This window comes from Streptomyces sp. JHA26 (assembly GCF_002005565.1).
Classification (GTDB): Bacteria; Actinomycetota; Actinomycetes; order Streptomycetales; family Streptomycetaceae; genus Streptomyces.
The window spans coordinates 29,294-45,335 of sequence record NZ_BDJC01000038.1 but is presented as its reverse complement, the minus strand read 5'-3'; the positions used below and the strand labels follow the sequence as shown (position 1 = coordinate 45,335).

12 protein-coding genes and 2 pseudogenes are annotated in these 16,042 nt (G+C 71.5%); 8 read left to right on the top strand and 6 right to left on the bottom strand.

Features of this window, described 5'->3' with window-relative positions; genetic code table 11:
* The first annotated feature begins 143 nt into the window (after positions 1-143).
* From JHAT_RS22500 to JHAT_RS22485, 3 genes are all read left to right on the top strand, one after another.
* Positions 144-1,340, top strand: a complete 1,197-nt coding sequence (locus tag JHAT_RS22500; RefSeq protein ID WP_077800054.1) for a glycoside hydrolase family 64 protein — start codon at positions 144-146, stop codon at positions 1,338-1,340.
* Between the two features lie 556 nt (positions 1,341-1,896).
* On the top strand, positions 1,897-2,697 hold the full coding sequence (locus JHAT_RS22490; RefSeq protein ID WP_077800053.1) for a MerR family transcriptional regulator: 801 nt from the start codon (positions 1,897-1,899) through the stop codon (positions 2,695-2,697).
* A gap of 125 nt (positions 2,698-2,822) precedes the next feature.
* Positions 2,823-3,563, top strand: a complete 741-nt coding sequence (locus tag JHAT_RS22485; protein ID WP_253195572.1) for a hypothetical protein — start codon at positions 2,823-2,825, stop codon at positions 3,561-3,563.
* Positions 3,564-3,921: 358 nt separating this feature from the next.
* Here the strand turns inward: JHAT_RS22485 and JHAT_RS22480 are convergent, their stop codons facing one another.
* Both JHAT_RS22480 and JHAT_RS22475 read right to left on the bottom strand, forming a co-directional pair.
* On the bottom strand, positions 3,922-5,241 hold the full coding sequence (locus tag JHAT_RS22480) for a hypothetical protein (protein ID WP_077800074.1): 1,320 nt from the start codon (positions 5,239-5,241) through the stop codon (positions 3,922-3,924).
* Between the two features lie 159 nt (positions 5,242-5,400).
* Entirely contained in the window at positions 5,401-5,820 is a 420-nt protein-coding gene (locus JHAT_RS22475; protein WP_171991007.1) for a MerR family transcriptional regulator, read from the bottom strand.
* 404 nt (positions 5,821-6,224) lie between these two features.
* Between JHAT_RS22475 and JHAT_RS22470 the strand changes: the two genes are divergently transcribed.
* Positions 6,225-7,730: a SulP family inorganic anion transporter gene (locus JHAT_RS22470; RefSeq protein ID WP_077800072.1), complete on the top strand. Its 1,506-nt coding sequence runs from the start codon at positions 6,225-6,227 to the stop codon at positions 7,728-7,730.
* A gap of 105 nt (positions 7,731-7,835) precedes the next feature.
* On the opposite strand, the pseudogene JHAT_RS35410 reads toward JHAT_RS22470, so the two are convergent.
* Positions 7,836-7,973: pseudogene (locus tag JHAT_RS35410) on the bottom strand (AraC family transcriptional regulator); the annotation flags it as partial.
* Between the two features lie 59 nt (positions 7,974-8,032).
* Here JHAT_RS35410 and JHAT_RS35985 point away from each other — a divergent pair.
* Both JHAT_RS35985 and JHAT_RS22465 read left to right on the top strand, forming a co-directional pair.
* Positions 8,033-8,164: pseudogene (locus tag JHAT_RS35985) on the top strand (IS110 family transposase); the annotation flags it as partial.
* An 81-nt stretch (positions 8,165-8,245) separates the two neighbouring features.
* Positions 8,246-8,785 carry a GNAT family N-acetyltransferase gene (locus JHAT_RS22465; RefSeq protein WP_077800051.1) on the top strand — a complete coding sequence of 180 codons (540 nt, stop codon included), beginning with the start codon at positions 8,246-8,248 and terminating at the stop codon, positions 8,783-8,785.
* A 341-nt stretch (positions 8,786-9,126) separates the two neighbouring features.
* Here JHAT_RS22465 and JHAT_RS22460 read toward each other — a convergent pair whose 3' ends face one another.
* Together JHAT_RS22460 and JHAT_RS22455 are read right to left on the bottom strand one after the other, a co-directional pair.
* Positions 9,127-11,922, bottom strand: coding sequence for a TIR domain-containing protein (locus JHAT_RS22460; protein WP_077800050.1), 2,796 nt, complete (start codon positions 11,920-11,922; stop codon positions 9,127-9,129).
* A complete protein-coding gene (locus tag JHAT_RS22455; protein ID WP_077800049.1) occupies positions 11,922-12,392 on the bottom strand; it encodes a hypothetical protein in 471 nt (156 codons plus the stop codon). Before JHAT_RS22455 ends, JHAT_RS22460 begins: the two co-directional genes overlap by 1 nt.
* 566 nt (positions 12,393-12,958) lie before the next feature.
* Here JHAT_RS22455 and JHAT_RS22450 point away from each other — a divergent pair.
* Both JHAT_RS22450 and JHAT_RS22445 read left to right on the top strand, forming a co-directional pair.
* On the top strand, positions 12,959-13,681 hold the full coding sequence (locus JHAT_RS22450) for a hypothetical protein (protein ID WP_077800048.1): 723 nt from the start codon (positions 12,959-12,961) through the stop codon (positions 13,679-13,681).
* A gap of 61 nt (positions 13,682-13,742) precedes the next feature.
* Positions 13,743-14,273 (top strand): NUDIX domain-containing protein, encoded by a 531-nt coding sequence (locus JHAT_RS22445; protein WP_143660477.1) that lies wholly within the window; start codon positions 13,743-13,745, stop codon positions 14,271-14,273.
* Positions 14,274-14,478: 205 nt separating this feature from the next.
* Here JHAT_RS22445 and JHAT_RS22435 read toward each other — a convergent pair whose 3' ends face one another.
* Positions 14,479-16,020 (bottom strand): 3-hydroxyacyl-CoA dehydrogenase, encoded by a 1,542-nt coding sequence (locus tag JHAT_RS22435; protein ID WP_077800045.1) that lies wholly within the window; start codon positions 16,018-16,020, stop codon positions 14,479-14,481.
* Positions 16,021-16,042 lie beyond the last annotated feature (22 nt).

The window sequence follows — 16,042 nt, the reverse complement described above, 5'->3', positions numbered from 1 at the left end:
CGGCTGCGTCCGGGCAGGATCCGTTGCCCGCCGCGCCGCGAGCACACTCTGCAGACATTGACATGTACGCGTCTCAGCGAGACGCTGAGAGCGCTCTCACGCATTGGTACGGACCATCCCCCACACCCGCACGGAGGTGGAGAGTGCTGTCGTCCCTCACCCGCGGACTGCTCGCCGCGGCCGGCATCGCCGGACTCACCGGCGCCCTGCTCACGGCCGCCCCCGCACCGCCCGCGAGCGCCGCGGTCCCCGACACCATCCCTCTGACGATCACCAACGACTCGGGCCGCGGCGACGCCGTCTACGTCTACACCCTCGGCACGTCCCTGACCACGGGACAGCAGGGCTGGGCGGACGCCGCCGGGACCTTCCACGCCTGGCCCGCCGGCGGCAACCCCCCGACACCCGCACCGGACGCCTCCATCCCGGGGCCGGCCGCCGGGCAGACCAGGACCATCCGCATCCCCAAGCTGTCGGGACGCATCTACTTCTCCTACGGCCGCAAGCTCGACTTCCGGCTGACCACGGGCGGCCTGGTGCAGCCGGCCGTGCAGAACCCGAGCGACCCGAACCGCGACATCCTGTTCAACTGGTCCGAGTACACACTCAACGACTCGGGCCTGTGGCTCAACAGCACGCAGGTCGACATGTTCTCAGCCCCGTACTCCGTCGGCGTGCAGCGCTCCGACGGCGGTGTGCTCACCACCGGCAAGCTCAAGCCGGGCGGCTACCGCGGGGTGTTCGACGCGCTGCGCGCGCAGCCCGGCTGGTCGGGCCTGATCCAGAAGCGGTCCGACGGCACCGTCCTGCGGGCACTGTCGCCCCTGTACGGCCTGGAGACCGGGGCGTTGCCCGCCTCCGTCCTGAACGACTACATCGACCGCGTCTGGCGCAAGTACACGACGACCACCCTGACGGTGACCCCGTTCGGCGACCAGCCGGGCACCAAGTACTTCGGACGCGTCTCCGGCGGCGTCATGAACTTCACGAACGGCGCCGGGGCGGTCGTGACGAGCTTCCAGAAGCCCGACGCGTCCAGCGTCTTCGGCTGCCACCGGCTCCTGGACGCCCCCAACGACGCGGTCCGCGGCCCCATCTCGCGGACGCTGTGCGCCGGGTTCAACCGCTCCACGCTGCTGACCAACCCGAACCAGCCGGACACCTCGGCGTCCGGCTTCTACCAGGACCCGGTGACCAACCACTACGCGCGGATCATCCACGAGCGGACCACCGACGGAAAGGCGTACGCCTTCGCCTTCGACGACGTGGGCAACCACGAGTCGCTGGTGCACGACGGCAATCCCGCGCAGGCCCGGCTGACCCTCGCACCGTTCGACTGATCCGCACGCTCCACCGGTTCCCCGCGGGAGATTCCCGTGCCGGAAGGGGCGAGGTCCGCATCCTGACCGGTATGAACGTCACCGCCTGACGGCCGGGCGAACGCAGCGGCGCCCGGACCGCAGGCCCGCCTGCCGACGGACTCGTCGGCAGGCGGGCCTGCGCCGGACACGCCGCAGCCCTACCGAGCACCTCGTCCTCCTGCTCCGACCCCCGGATCCGCTTGCGGGCCCCGCACAGTCCGGCCGGTTCACCCGACGTCGTCGCGGGCCCGGCGCCCTCACCGGTCCCGGCACGGCACGGCCACTTCGACAGCGTGACCGGATGGACGCCGAAGCCGGCGGCGATCTGTTCCGGCGTGACGCCGGCCTCGCGGCTGCGCGCGACCCGCACGACGCCCCCGCGGAACACCGTCGGACACGGCTCGGGCACCGCACCACCCTTCCAGCCCGCCTCTCGGCAGGCCAGATCAGGTGTCACCGAATCCTGCAGCAGTCCCGACCGCCGCGAAGCGGAAGCGCTTGACCTTGTCGCAGCGACAACGTTTCTACTGGTGCCATGCGAATCGGAGAGCTCGCGGGAGCCGTCGGTATCACCACCCGGGCAGTGCGGCACTACCACCGCATCGGGCTGCTGGCCGAACCCCCTCGCCAGTCCAACGGATACCGTGAGTACACGCTGCGCGACGCCATCGAACTGGCCCGCATCCGCCGTCTGACCGAGCTCGGACTGAGCCTGGACGAAGTGAAGGACGTCCTGGCGGACGACGTGGGCAAGGATCTCGTCCAGATCCTCGCCGAGCTGGACGCGGACCTGGCCCGCCAGGAGGAGGAGATCCGGCAGCGTCGCGTCCGCCTGGGCCGGCTTCTCGCACAGGCCGAGCGGACCGGCCAACTGCCCCACGAAGCACCGGTCTCCCCCGAACTCGCCGCCTTCTTCGATGACATGGCCCGTGCCTCGGCGCGGTTGCCCGGGCCGGAACCCGCGATGGCGGCCCGGGAGCGGGAACTGCTGGCCCTGCTGGAGACCGGTTCGCCGGGCGACGACCACGGCTGGCTCCACGCCATGAGGCAGAGCCTGAGTGCCGACGCCGAGGCCATGCGGCGCGCCTATGCGGTATACGCCCGGATGGACGCACTGGCGGAGACGGCCGAGGACGACCCACAGGTGGAGGAGACCGCCCGGGCCATCGTCGAGGGCATCCCGGACGAGGCGGCGCAGGCGATGACCGCGGCGGAGACCGAGGGCGGGTCGAGCAAGGAGGGTGGTTTCGCGGACGCGCTCATCGCGGAACTCACTCCCGCTCAGGCGGCAGCCGTGCGTCGAGCCGTCGAACTGCTCAAGGAGCGTTCCGGGTGAAGGCGTTGAGAAAGGCTGTGCGCTGGGGCTTTGCCGGAATCGCGCCGTGTGAACTCGCGATCCTCGTGTGCGCGGTCGGCGGCGTGCGAGTAGCACCGGTCGTATGGCTGGCGACGGAGCTGGCAGTGCTTGCGCTCATGACCGGGGCGACCGCACTGCTTTTCTCCGACTACCGGCGGCACCGCCGAGAGGACCTCCACCGTCACTCCGCGTTCCTGGCCGTGATCGCTGACAGCGTTCCGGCGTCCGTGCGCAAGCTGATCAGCCACGAGATCACCCTCGCGGCCAGCTTCCTGCGCTGGGCGACCCGCCGCGGCCCGCACGGCGTACGCGGCGGCGACCACGCTGTTCCGTACGCGTCGGCCCAGACCGCGACCATGTACGGTCTGCTCTTCGTCTGTATCGTCGAGACCGTCGCCCTCGCCCACCTGATCCCCTGGCCGGTGGTGCACGCCACCACCCTCGTCCTCGACATCTGGGGCTGTTACTTCCTTCTCGCCCTGCACGCCTCATGTGTGGTACGCCCGCACGTGATCGGAGCCGACGGCTCGCTGCGCCTGCGCTACGGCGCCCTGCTGGACATCCGCATCCCAGCCCACCGCATAGCCTCTGTCCGTCCGGAACGGGCATGTCCGAACGGCGGACCGGCCGCCCCGGACGAGAGCGGCGTGGCCGACATGGCTGTGGCCGGTCTGACGACGGTCACCGTCGAGCTGACCGAGCCGGTGCGGTACGTCCGCGTCCTCGGCAAGCATGCCGAGGCCCGTGTCTTCCGCTTCTACGCGGACGACCCCGTGACCGCGGTCGCAGCCCTGCGAGCAGGTGGCAGGTCTTCCCCCGGCTCCCGCACTCCTCCGGGCCCGTAGTCGACAGCGTCCGGAGCACGTCCGAAGCAGGCGCTCGGTCAGGACACAGCGGCCGTACCACCGGCAGCGGCTCCGCGGCGGAGACGTCAGCAGCGCCGACGTCCCTCACCGCCTGCCGACGCAACCCTTTCGACGAGCACGCTCGACCTGGCGGAGCAGACGTGGTCAACGCCAGCGAAAGGAGTGTCGGCGAGCTGACGCGACACGTCCCGGTCGGCCGGCCGCGCCCCGGAGCACCGCCGGCGATTGAAAGAGCACGGAAGCCGGCGATGTGGGCGACGGCTTCGTCGACGCGGGGCGGGATGACGACAGCGGACGGACCGCGGTCGCCGCCACGTGGCCCCTTGCCGGTGAGGCGTCAGAGAAAGCGGGAGCTGGACACCGGTCCAGCGGACGACAGACCCGCCCGGTCACCCCGCAGCCAGGTGTCGCGGACAGCCGACACGAAGTCGGTGAGCCTCTCGACCGGGTCGGCGGGCGTCGCACCGTCCCCCTCGTCGGGCGTGGCGTCGGCAGCCAGGATGTCCGCAGCGATCTCTTCCTCAGGTCTGCTGTCGGGCGCGCAGCGCTCCACGTCGCCGTCCTCGCCGACGCGCAGGCGCTCCTCCCAGGGCGCTGTCACCGACTGGTGCAGCAGGGTGACGCTGTCGGCGGTGACCACGGGCGGATCGGTCCAGTTGCTCGCGTGTTCGTGCAGGACCTGGTTCGGCGCCCGCTCGAAGAGCCGCCCGAGGACCTCAGGGCCCTGCTCGGTGCCGGCCACCTCGTTCAGGTCGTACGCGACGACGACCGTGTCCTCGCGGTCGGGCGCGAAGGGCTCCGCCGGCAGTTCCAGCAGTCGGGCCGCCGCCAGACCGAGGATGTGGCTGCCCCGGTCGGGCAGCAGGGACACCGACGTGGGACGTACCCCGGCGGCGCCGAGGACCGCCTTCAGCCGCACCAGCCCACGCAGGCACTGGTCGTGGGTGTCCTGCAGCCAGGCGAACCGTCCGGTCATCCCCGCGTCGAACCCGTAGGGGGACAAGGTGGTGAGCACGGTGCCACCGATGACGTACTGCCAGCCCCGCAGATCGGTGTCGTCCAGCGGGCTCACCGGTCCGGCCCCGGCGGCCCGCTCCAGCATCGCGCGCTGGCGGACGCGCGCGGGCAGCCACATCGCGTCCTGCGGTTCGGGCAGCCGGGCGTGATGACGGCGGGCCAGGGCGAGGTCGCCGGCCATGACGGCGTTGAAGACCAGCAGGTAGCGGTCCGGCCAGTCGACCAGCCCGCTCTCGTGCACGGTGAGCACGTCGACGGCCTCGCGGTGCCGGCCCTCGCGCTCGTACGCCGAGACAAGTTCCCGCAGGATCCCCACGGAGTCCGGCGCCTGCCGCAGCGCCTCGCGCAGGGCGGGTATCGCCAGGTGGGGCACGCCACGCTCGATGCACGCGTACCCGAAGTCATAGAGCGCGCGAACATTTCCGGGACGGGAGGTCAGGGCGCCGGCGGCGGTGCGTAGATCGTCGAAACCGGCGCTCCCGGCAGCCCGGGCGACCACGAGGGCGAGCTCGTCGAACGGCAGGTCGTCGGCGCCGTGCCGCAACTGGCGCAGGGCCCCCGGAACGTCCCCCTCGTCGAGGGCCTGCCAGGCCTGAAGGAGTTCGGGGGTCTTCGGGCGGCGATTCCTGCGCGAGAACATGCCGAGGATCTTCACCGGCGGTCCCCGTCCCGCTCAACCGAATTACGCAGGCAGGAAACAGTCCGTCAGAACGAAGCCCACCGCGGTCCGCGAGAAGGCCGGAGCCCGCTCGCCCCGGCGCGGAGGTGCGGGCGTGCGGTGCCGGCCGATGAGGGCGGATCAGGCAGAGACGCCCCGCTCGGGCGAAGCGGCATCGAGGCGGGCGCGGAGAGTGGCGGCGAAATCTTCTGCGCGGGCCAGCTGGATGCGCAGCTCGTCGATCTTGCGGCCGGCGTCCTGCTCGTAGCTCTTCACCCGCTCCAGGAGTGCCTCGCGTTCGGTGCCGTCGGCCGGCTCCGCATCGTCGAGACGGTCGGTGGCGTCAAGGAGATCGCGCATCTGGTCCAGGGTGAAGCCGAGCGGCTTCATCCTGCGGATGACCATGAGCCGCTGCACATCGGATTCCGTATAGAGCCGGAAGCCACCTCGGGACCGGGCGGAGGGGATGACCAGACCGGTCTCTTCGTAGTGTCGGATGGTGCGCAGGGACAACTCCGTCCGCGCGGCGACCTCGCCGATCTGCATGTGCTTGTCGTCCACGCCGTTCTCCTGGCTCTTCGCGTCGCGACGGGCCGCGCCCCGTACGACCCCACCGACCTCTACCCTAACGTTAGGGTAGAGTTGACGGAGGTGAAGGCGGCCCGGCCGCCCCCGCTGCTGCCGTTCCGGGGCCGATGACGCCCCCCGGCGAAGATCCGATCCTTGCAGGAGAGAGCGTGCGCGAGCCCATGACGCCGATCGCCGCCGCCTGCCCGCCGTGACCCCTCGCCCCCGGATGTGAGCCGCCCGGCCGCCCGTTCGCGTCGCCCGCCTCGCACACCTTCCTCCGCCTTCCGGCCCGCCCTGCGGGCCGTCCGCGGGAGGCCGCCCGGCTCCCGCGCGTCCTTCCCGCACACCCCGGCCTGCCGACGAGGTGTGCCCGAGCACGACAGGTGAGCATCCTCTTGTCTTCTGCTGCTGTGACTCCCGCCGCGCGGCTGCGCGGCCTCAGGCCGGACTGGCTGAACGACCCGAAGGTCTGGCGCACCGAGATCCTGGCCGGCCTGGTCGTCGCCCTGGCACTGATCCCCGAGGCGATCTCCTTCTCGATCATCGCCGGTGTCGACCCGGCCATCGGGCTGTTCGCCTCCTTCACCATGGCCGTGACGATCTCCGTCGTCGGCGGACGCCGCGCGATGATCTCCGCCGCCACTGGCGCGGTCGCCCTCGTCATCGCGCCCGTGAACCGCGAGCACGGCATGGGCCACCTGGTCGCGACCGTCATCCTGGCCGGCGTCTTCCAGGTGATCCTCGGCGCGGTCGGCGTGGCCAGGCTCATGCGCTTCGTACCCCGGTCGGTGATGACCGGCTTCGTCAACGCCCTCGCCATCATGATCTTCATGGCGCAGGTGCCCGAGATGCACGACGTGCCCTGGGCCGTCTATCCGCTGATCGCCGGCGGGCTGGTACTGATGGTGTTCTTCCCGAAGGTCACCAAGGTGATCCCGGCACCGCTGGTGTCCATCGTCATCCTCACCGTGATCACCGTCGGCGCCGGGATCGCGGTGCCCACCGTCGGCGACAAGGGCGCCCTGCCGTCGTCCCTGCCGGTGCCCGGCCTGCCGGACGTGCCCTTCACCCTGGACACTCTCACCACCATCGCCCCCTACGCCCTCGCCATGGCGCTGGTCGGCCTGATGGAATCGCTGATGACCGCCAAGCTCGTCGACGACATCACCGACACCCACTCCTCCAAGACCCGCGAGTCCATCGGCCAGGGCGTCGCCAACATCGTCACCGGCTTCTTCGGCGGCATGGGCGGCTGCGCCATGATCGGTCAGACCATGATCAACGTGAAGGTCTCCGGCGCCCGCACCCGCGTCTCCACCTTCCTCGCCGGCGCCTTCCTCATGGTGCTGTGCATCGCCTTCGGCCCGGTCGTCTCCGACATCCCCATGGCCGCCCTGGTCGCTGTCATGGTCATGGTCGCCTTCGGCACCTTCGACTGGCACTCCCTCGCACCCGCGACCCTCAAGCGGATGCCCGCCGGGGAGATCGCCGTCATGGTCATCACCGTGATCGTGGTGGTCGCCACCCACAACCTCGCCATCGGCGTCGTCGTCGGCACCATCACCGCCATGGTCGTCTTCGCCAAGCGCGTCGCCCACCTCGCCCAGGTCACCGCCGTCACCGACCCCGACCGCAGCACGGTCGTCTACTCCGTCACCGGCGAGCTGTTCTTCGCCTCCTCCAACGACCTCGTCGGCCGGTTCGACTACGCCGGCGACCCGGAGAAGGTCGTCATCGACCTCTCGGCCGCCCACATCTGGGACGCCTCCTCCGTGGCCGCCCTGGACGCGATCGAGACCAAGTACAAGCAGCGCGGCAAGACCGTCGAGATCACCGGGCTGAACGACCCCAGCGCCGACCTCCACGGCAAGCTCACCGGCGAACTCACCGGCAGCCACTGACCCCCGCGCCGCCCGCCCCCAGCACGGGACCCCGGCCCCACCGGCCGGGGTCCCTCGCGTCCAGCGTCGGAACGCGTGTGGTGCTGCGCCTGCGGACCCGCCGGTTCACCTGCGCGGACACCTTCTGCCGAAGGTGCGGCGGTACGCCTGAGGAGTGACGCCGACAGCGGCGTGGAGGTGCCGGCGCTGGGAGACGCCGGCACCGAACCCGGCGCGGTGGGCGACGAGGTCGACGCGCACGTCGTGACCAGCCGTCCCCACCTCCTCCGGGTGCGTCGCGCGCCACGGTCCCTCCCGGCCTGCCCGCATCCATCGGCGCCCTCCCACCGACCGTCGCCCGGGACGCCGGCCGCCAGGTCGCCTACCTGCCCGGACTGGCGATGCGACGGATCGCCGACCTCTACCCCGGCGAGGCTAACGACCCGGTCCGCAATTGAGGTCGCGGAGAGATTGGGTAGTTCGGGTTGAGATGCCCATGTGCCTGTTCAGGGCAGGTGGACTGAGATACTCCGGCCATGGATGCTGGGGTGATGGGGAGCGGGACGCGATCGGACGGGGCAGTGCCTTCACGGACCACGTCGACGCACGCCACGGGCTGGGTGCTGCGTTCTGCGGTGGCAGCGGACATCGAGGTGATCGCGGAGTTGCGGGCCACCGTCATGCGTGCGGACTTGGAACGCCTTGGGCGCTACGACGAGCACCGGGTACGGCAGCGGCTGCGGGACTCCTTCTCCCCGCAGCACACGTCGATCATCATGATCGACCGTGAGCTCGCAGGATGCGTCACGGTCCGGCCCGTCGAAGGCAGGCTGTGGCTGGAGCACTTCTACCTTGCTCCGCACTGTCAGGGTCGAGGGCTCGGATCCGCTGTGTTGCGCACGGTACTGGAGCGAACGGACGCGCAGGGCATGACCGTGGGCTTGAACGTCTTGCAGGGCAGTGCTGCCCGTCGACTCTACGAGCGCCACGGATTCGTCGTGGAAGCCCAGGACCCGATCGACGTCTTCATGATGCGCCCGCCGGGGGCGATGGCGAGCACTCCTGCGAAAGCCTGACCTGCGACGGTGCGAGGGCCCCGCCTCGGCCGCCGAGCTGCCTTCTACGGCCGTGACGTGACAGCGGCCGCACGGGTTCTTCCAGTGTGACCAAGAAGTGGGCCCGTGCGGCCTCGTCCCATCCTGCCTTCTGCGGCGTCTCCCGTGCACATCTCGGCGATTTGATCGGGGAGTTGGCAGACCCGTGGCTGTCGCGGTGCGAATTGGCACTGCGTGAGCGGCGAGGTGCTGCGCGGCGGCGGGCGGCCGGTGCCGGCCCGAAGTACGACCTGGTCTTCGCCGACCGGGTGCTGTCGCCCAGAAGCGCGGGCGGGCCGCCTGCGCGGGCGGGCAAGACCTGCTCAGGACGCCGGGCAGAGTGCGCGGGGGGCGGGGCCCGGCGGCACGTCGTCACGCCACCGGTCGGCGGTGAAGGCGCCCCTGGCCCATCTGCAGAGTGAGCGCACCGGGTCCACCGTCGTCTCGACGTTCCACACCCGTGCCGTGTCGTCGCTGCCCCAGCTGACCACCGTGCTGCCGCCGGAGCTGAAGGCCACACCGGTGACGTCGGCACCGTGTCCGTCGAGCGGATCGCCGATCTCGCGCCCGGTGGCGACATCCCAGAGCCTGACTGTGCGGTCCATGCTGCCGGTGGCCAGGGTCGTCCCGTCAGGGTTGAACGCAACAGATGTGACGCCGTTACGATGGCCGGTCAGCGCATCTCCGATCTGCTCGCGTGTGGCCGCGTCCCACAGGCGGACGGTGTTGTCACGGCTTGCGGTCGCGAACGTCCGGCCGTCTGGGCTGAACGCCACCGCGGTGATCTGCGCGGTGTGACGAGCCGGGGTCTCACCGACCCGGCGGTGCGTGGCGACGTCCCAGAGCGCCACGGTGTCGTTCTCCGTGTCGGTGGCCAGGGTGCGGCCGTCGGGGCTGAACGCGACGCTTGTCGCGCTGACGTCGAGGGCTCTGCCGGTCGAACGGTGTGCCGCCAGATTCCACAGGTGCACAGAATCCGCGCGGGCGCTGGCGAGGGTCCTGCCCTCCGGGCTGAACGCCACCGAGGTGACGAAGTTCGTGACGCCGTGCGTGGCGGGCAGTGGCTCGCCGACGGAGCGGTGGGTCGCCACGTCCCACAGCCGCACACCGTGGGAGGCGATGGCGAGTACGGCGTCGTCGGGGCTGAAGGACAGGGTGAAGGACATGCCCTCATCACCGTGGAGCAGGGGATCACCGGTCTGGCGGCGTGTGGCGATGTCCCAGAAGCGCACGGTGGAACGGGGGCCCGCGACGGCCAGGGTCCGGCCGTCCGGGCTGAGTGCTGCCGCCTCGTGCTCCCCGATCCCGAGCGGTGCGCCGACCTGCCGCTGCGTGCGGACGTCCCGGAGGCGGACGGTGGTGTCGTCACTCGAAGTGGCCAGGACCGCCCCGTCCGGGCTGAAGGCGACGGCCCTGACCGTACCGGTGTGGCCGGTGAAGGGCGCCCCCGTCTGGGTGTGCCGTACGACGTCCCAGAGCCGCACACTGCCGTCTTCGTACCCGGCGGCGAGCACCGCGCCGTCGGGGCTGAAGGCCACCGACTCGGTCCACATGTCAGGGGGGCCCAGCGGCTTCCCGATCGGGCTCCGGGTGCTGACGTCCAGGAGCTGCACACCGCCGTCGACGCCGGCGGACGCGAGGGTCCTGCCGTCGGGGCTGAAGGCGACCGACCTGACGAGAGCGTCGTCCCCCCTCAGCGTTCTGCCGATCGGTGCGCGGGTGCCGGTGTTCCAGAGCTGCACACCACTGCCGGCCGTAGCGAGGGTCCTGCCGTCGGGACTGAAGGCCACCGCGGCAGCACCGGAGGCGCGATCGCCGAGCGGCCCGCCGATCTGACGGTGGGTTGCCACGTCCCACATCCGTACGTTGTCGTCGGCGGTGACGAGGGTCTTGCCGTCGGGGCTGAGGGCCACCGCGTTGACAGCCCCTGCGTGGGCGTTGAACGGGGCACCGATCTGCCTGCGGCCGGCGACGTCCCAGAGCCGCACGGTGCCGTCGAAGCTCGCACTGGCCAGCGTCCTGCCGCCCGGCCCGAACACCATGGACGTGACGCCCCGGTGGTGCCCGACAAGCGGATTCCCCGCCTTCCGCTGTGTCGCCGTGTCCCAGAACCGCACCACACCGTCACCCCCGCCGGAGGCGACCATCCTGCCGTCGGGGCTGAACGCCACCGAGCGCACCGGCCAGGAGTGGGGGAACAGGCCGGACTCCGCGTTGACGGCGGACTGGAGAACCGCGAGACGGGTTTCCGGAGAGGGGTCGATACGCCACGCCGCCAACGCCTTCAACCGGGCGCTGAAGGGGTCCCGGGTGGCGAGCAGGGAGCTCTGGGTGATCAGTTGCTGCGCAACGGCATGATCACGCTGGCGGTCGGCCTCCTCCCGCTCGACCACAGCGATCACCGACACCGTGCTCGCGACCAGGAACAGGAAGCCCAGCACGGCCGCGGTGATCCTGGCCGTCCGCAGGTTGCGTCTGGTGTCGCGGAGACCTTCCGACCTGAGTTCGTCCTCGGGAAGGCCGCGAACGACGGACGCGATCCCGAACGCGACACCGTCGACATCGGGCAGGTAACCGGTGTCACCGCCGAGGCGGCGAGGATCCACGGACTTCCAGACCGGTTGCTGCTCGAATCGTCCCGCCAACCGGGCGGGCAGCGCTGTCGACAGTTCCGGGTCCCAGTCGCCCCGCCGTTCGTCCCACACCAGCTGCCCGGCGGTGACGACGAGCAGGACGGTGTCGACCGACCTGTGCTCCAGCCACCACTCGATTTCCCGGTCCACCCACACCGAGGCTCTGGCCTCCGGCGACGCCAGAACCACGAGCCAGTCCGAGCGGGCGAGACCGGCCTCGATCTTGGCCCACAACCGAGGGCCGATCGACACACCGCTGTGGTCGAGGAAGACCCTGATGCGCGGTGGCTCGTACCAGGGGCGGGACTGCTTCTCGATCGCGCGTTGCAGGTGCGGCAGCCACTGTCGGTCGCGGTCACCGCTGTAGGAGAGGAAGACGCCGTACCCGATCTCGGCCCTGACCCGGCCACGGCGGGCCAGGGAGGATCGCAGCCCCGCGGACACCGTACCGAGCCCGCGCACCCGTGCCGACGAACCCTTCGGCATTATCCGACCGGCAGGTAGTCGTGCCCGTTCCAACGCAACGTCACCTGTGTGGTGGCGCCTTGGGCGCAGCTGGGTGTGCACGAGTTCTCGGACTGGACGATCGTGTAGCGGCCGTCCTCGCCGGGGCCGGCGAGCCGTGCGTGGTAGTAGGCGAACCGGCCGCCCGAATAGTGTTCCCTGGTGTCGCTCCAGTCGATGTCCTCGAACCCGTCCGCGTCGGGTACGAGCACCAGCACTCCGTCATAGCGACCAGGGTTGTAGATCACGAAGGTGTTCCCCGTGGCGTCGGTCGCGGGGGCGGCGAAGCGCAGCTCGTTCTCGTAGATGTCCACGTCGACGGAGGCCAGTGCGCGCCCGCTGCCGGTGACGGCTGCGACGCACCCCGTGGAATCGAGGAAGGTGGAACGCCGGACCAGGAACACGCGGACCGCCCCGAGCTCGGGATGACGGATGTCCCGGTGGTCGAGCACCGCACCGTCACACCGTGCGGCAGCCGGTGGAGCGGGCGGAAACGAGGCCGGAGGCATCGCCCGGCCCGGAGACGAGGGCGTCGCCCGGGGCGGCCCGCTCGTGTCGGCGCATCCGCCGGCGAACATCCCCGCCAGGGCCAGGACCGGCAGCACGGTCCGAGCCGCAGTCGAGCGGAGCGGGCGCCGGAAGCAGCGCCGACGTGAACACAAGGATGTGCTGGAAGGCATGACAATCCCCCTGTGCCCGAAGTAGGACCGATCAGCCGGGTCGGACACCCCCGACTCTACCGAGCAGACGTGCTGCCGGGGGGACTTGGACGAAGCCCGGTCGCCTGCCGGCCGTCGTCACGCGGCTGTGCGCGGCGGTGACCGGTGCGATGGCGCGCACACCGGGCAGAGGCTGCCGTGCGCGGTGCGGGGAAGTGATCGTCGTCGGCCCTCTCACCGCGGACGGGCCCACGCGCAGGGGCAGTTGTTCCCACGCGGCTGCGGGTAGGGTCCGTCATCGGGCCGGGGCCGGATCCTGGCGGGTGGGAACGGGAACGAGGAATCGCGGGGGGACGCACATGAACCGACTCGGCAGGCAGGCCGGTCGTACGACACGCATCGGACTGTCCGTGATCGCGGGGGCGGTGGTCGGGCTCGGCGTCCGTGCCGTCGGCCACACCAGCGGCTTCTTCCTCTTCGCGATCACCGGCGCCCTGGCGGGTGCCCTGGTCGCCGTCGGCCTCGACGCCTACCGGCGCTCCGCCCGCCTCACGGAGGTGAAGGTGACCGTGCCGCAGCTCAGTGAACTCACCTTCGTGGTGAACAACGACTCCCGGCAGGTCGCCTGGCAGCTTTTCGTCGAGTCGGTGACGCGCGTGTCGGTGCAGCGACTCGACGACGAGGACGGCCTGCTGCGGGAGGCACTGACCTCCCTGTACGGGCTGTTCGCGACCACCCGGGAAACGCTGAAGGTCAGTCGCCCCTCCACTCATGTGAGCGTCGGGATGACCGTGGAGTGCCTGGCCGTGAACTTCCTCAACCTCGAACTGCGTCCGTTCCTGTCCCGGTGGCACCCGCGCCTGCGGGCCTTCGAGGAGGCGTCACCGGGGCGCCCCGAAACGGAGTGGCCCCTCGCCGCGGACTGCCGTGCCGAACTGCGACTGCTCCAGGGCAATGCCCGCAGCTACCTGCTGGCGTTCGCACGACTTGCCGGTGTCCGGGACGCCGAAGCGATGATCGACGCACCTCTGGCCCACCGCCCCCGTGCCGTGGCACCGCCTCGCGGACCCGTGGGCAGCTGACAGCCGCCCGGTCCCGACCCGCCCCGTACCGGCCCGCCGGCCGGGCCGGTACGGTGCTCACGTGGAGCAGCGAGGACCCTGGACCCGGCACGGCGGCACGATGCCGTACCACACCCCCCATTTCCAGGTGCACCGTGATGAGGTCACCGGGCCCGACGGACGACGCGGCGACTACGACTGGGTCCAGGCACCCGACCAGGTCCGGGTGGCCGCTCTCGTCGACGGGCAGATTCTCTTGGTCGAGCAGTATCACTACCTCGCCGGTGCCCTGTGGCAGCTGCCCGGCGGGTCCGTCGACCCGGACGACGACGACACGTTGACCGCGGCACGGCGCGAGCTGGCCGAGGAGACGGGGTACCGCGGCGGCACCTGGACGGGGCACGGCTCCCTCCACCCCCTGCCAGGCCTCACCGACTGCCGGGTCCACCTGTGGCGCGTCGACCAGCCGACATCCGGTCCGGCCGCCACGGAGCCCTCCGAGGCGGACCTGAGGACCCTTCGCGTCCCCCTGCCGGAAGCTGTCGCCGCCATACGCGAGGGCCGGCTCCGCTGCGCTCCCAGTGCCGCACTGGTCCTGTCCCTCACGGGCTGAGCCGGGCCGTCCACCGGCACGGACCCGGCTCCAGGGCCCCGGCACGGCCCACCGCGGCCCCCGCCGGCGCGCGAAAGGCCCCGGCAGGGCTGGACGGCCGGGTCCACCCGGGACGAGGCCTCCGCCGGGACGGAGGCCGCCGGCCGCAGTGAGGACCCGGCCCGGCCTGCCGCCGTCGACCGGTTGCGGCACGAAGCCGCCGTCCTCACCGGCCGGTGCAGTCGGCGGGTGACGTGCCCGGTGCCGTCAGGGGGAGGCCCAGCTGGCCGCGTTCGGTGAGCCAGCGGGTCGGGCGGTACCTCGGGTCGCCGGTCGTGGCGTACAGAGCTCGCTGGAGCTCCAGCATCCGCGCGGCGCCCACGCGGTCGCCCCAACTCAGGGGCCCCACGGGGTAGCCGAGACCGATCCGCACGGCCAGGTCGATGTCCGCCGGGGAGGCGAGCGAGCGCTCCGCCATCGCGGAGGCCACCGACACCACGGAGGCCAGCAGCCGCTGGGCCACCGAGCCGGCCGTGTCCCGTACCACCGACACGGCGTACCGCTCCTCACCGTCCGCCGCGCGGGCCAGGACCGCACGCGCGTCCCGCGCGGCGGGCGGGTCCGCCGCGGGCGTCACCGCGAGCACCCTGCGCCGGCCCGCCGCGGGCAGCGGGTCCACCCCGAAGGTGCGTCCGGCGGGCAGGCCCAGCGCGGCCACGGCGGAGGCCACCGTGGTGCCCCACACCGGAGCCAGCACCACCGAGTCGCCGGACGGCTCGGAGCCGGTCTCCACCGCCGCCCCGGCGGCGACCAGCGCCTCCCTGAGCGCGGCCGCGGACGGGGAAGCCGTCTGCGCCACGAACACCGGCCGGTCCGCGTCACCCGTCACCGGCGGCTCGGCTTCGGACGCGGGGGCGTCGGACCCGTAGGCGTACCAGCCCCGGCCCGTCTTGCGACCGTGCAACCCGGCGGTCACGCGGTGCGGAGTGAGGTAGGAGGGGCGCAGGCGGTCCTCGTGGCGGAAGCCCTCCCAGATCGAGTCGATCACCGCGGCCGTGACGTCCAGCCCCGTGAGGTCCATCAGTTCGAACGGACCCATGCGCAGCCCCAGCACGTCCCGGGCGATCCGGTCGATGTCCGACGGCCCGGCGACCGACTCCTCCAGCAGCGCCAGCGCCTCGGTGACCAGGCCCCGGCCGGCATGGTTGACGAGGAAACCCGGCGTGTCCGCGACCGTGACCGCACGGTGGCCGCACCCCTCCACCAGCGCGGTGAGGGCCGGCGGGATGTCCGGCCGGGTCGCCGCACCCGGCACCACCTCGACGATCTTCATCAGCGGTACGGGATTGAAGAAGTGCAGCCCCACGAGCCGGCTCGGGTCCGCCAGGGTGGCGGCGAGCCGGGTGACGGACAGGGACGAGGTGTTGGTGGCGAAGACGGTGGAGGCGGGCAGGACCTGTTCCAGCTTCCCGAACACCTCGGCCTTGGTGTCCAGGTCCTCCCGTACGGCTTCGACGACCAGCCCGACGTCCGGGCCGGCGGCCCACGGGTCGTCCAGCGCGACGAGCCGCTCCAGGGCCGAGGCACTGTCCGCGGCGGACATCCGGCCCTTGTCGACGGCCCGTTCGAGCATCGACCGTACGAAGTCGACGGCCGCCGTCACGGCCTCCCGCCGTACGTCGCACAGCTCCACGGTGTGTCCGGCGGACGCAGCCCACTGGGCGATGCCGCGGCCCATGGCTCCGGCACCGACGATCCTGATGCGCATGGCGAAAACGGTCCTTCCGTAG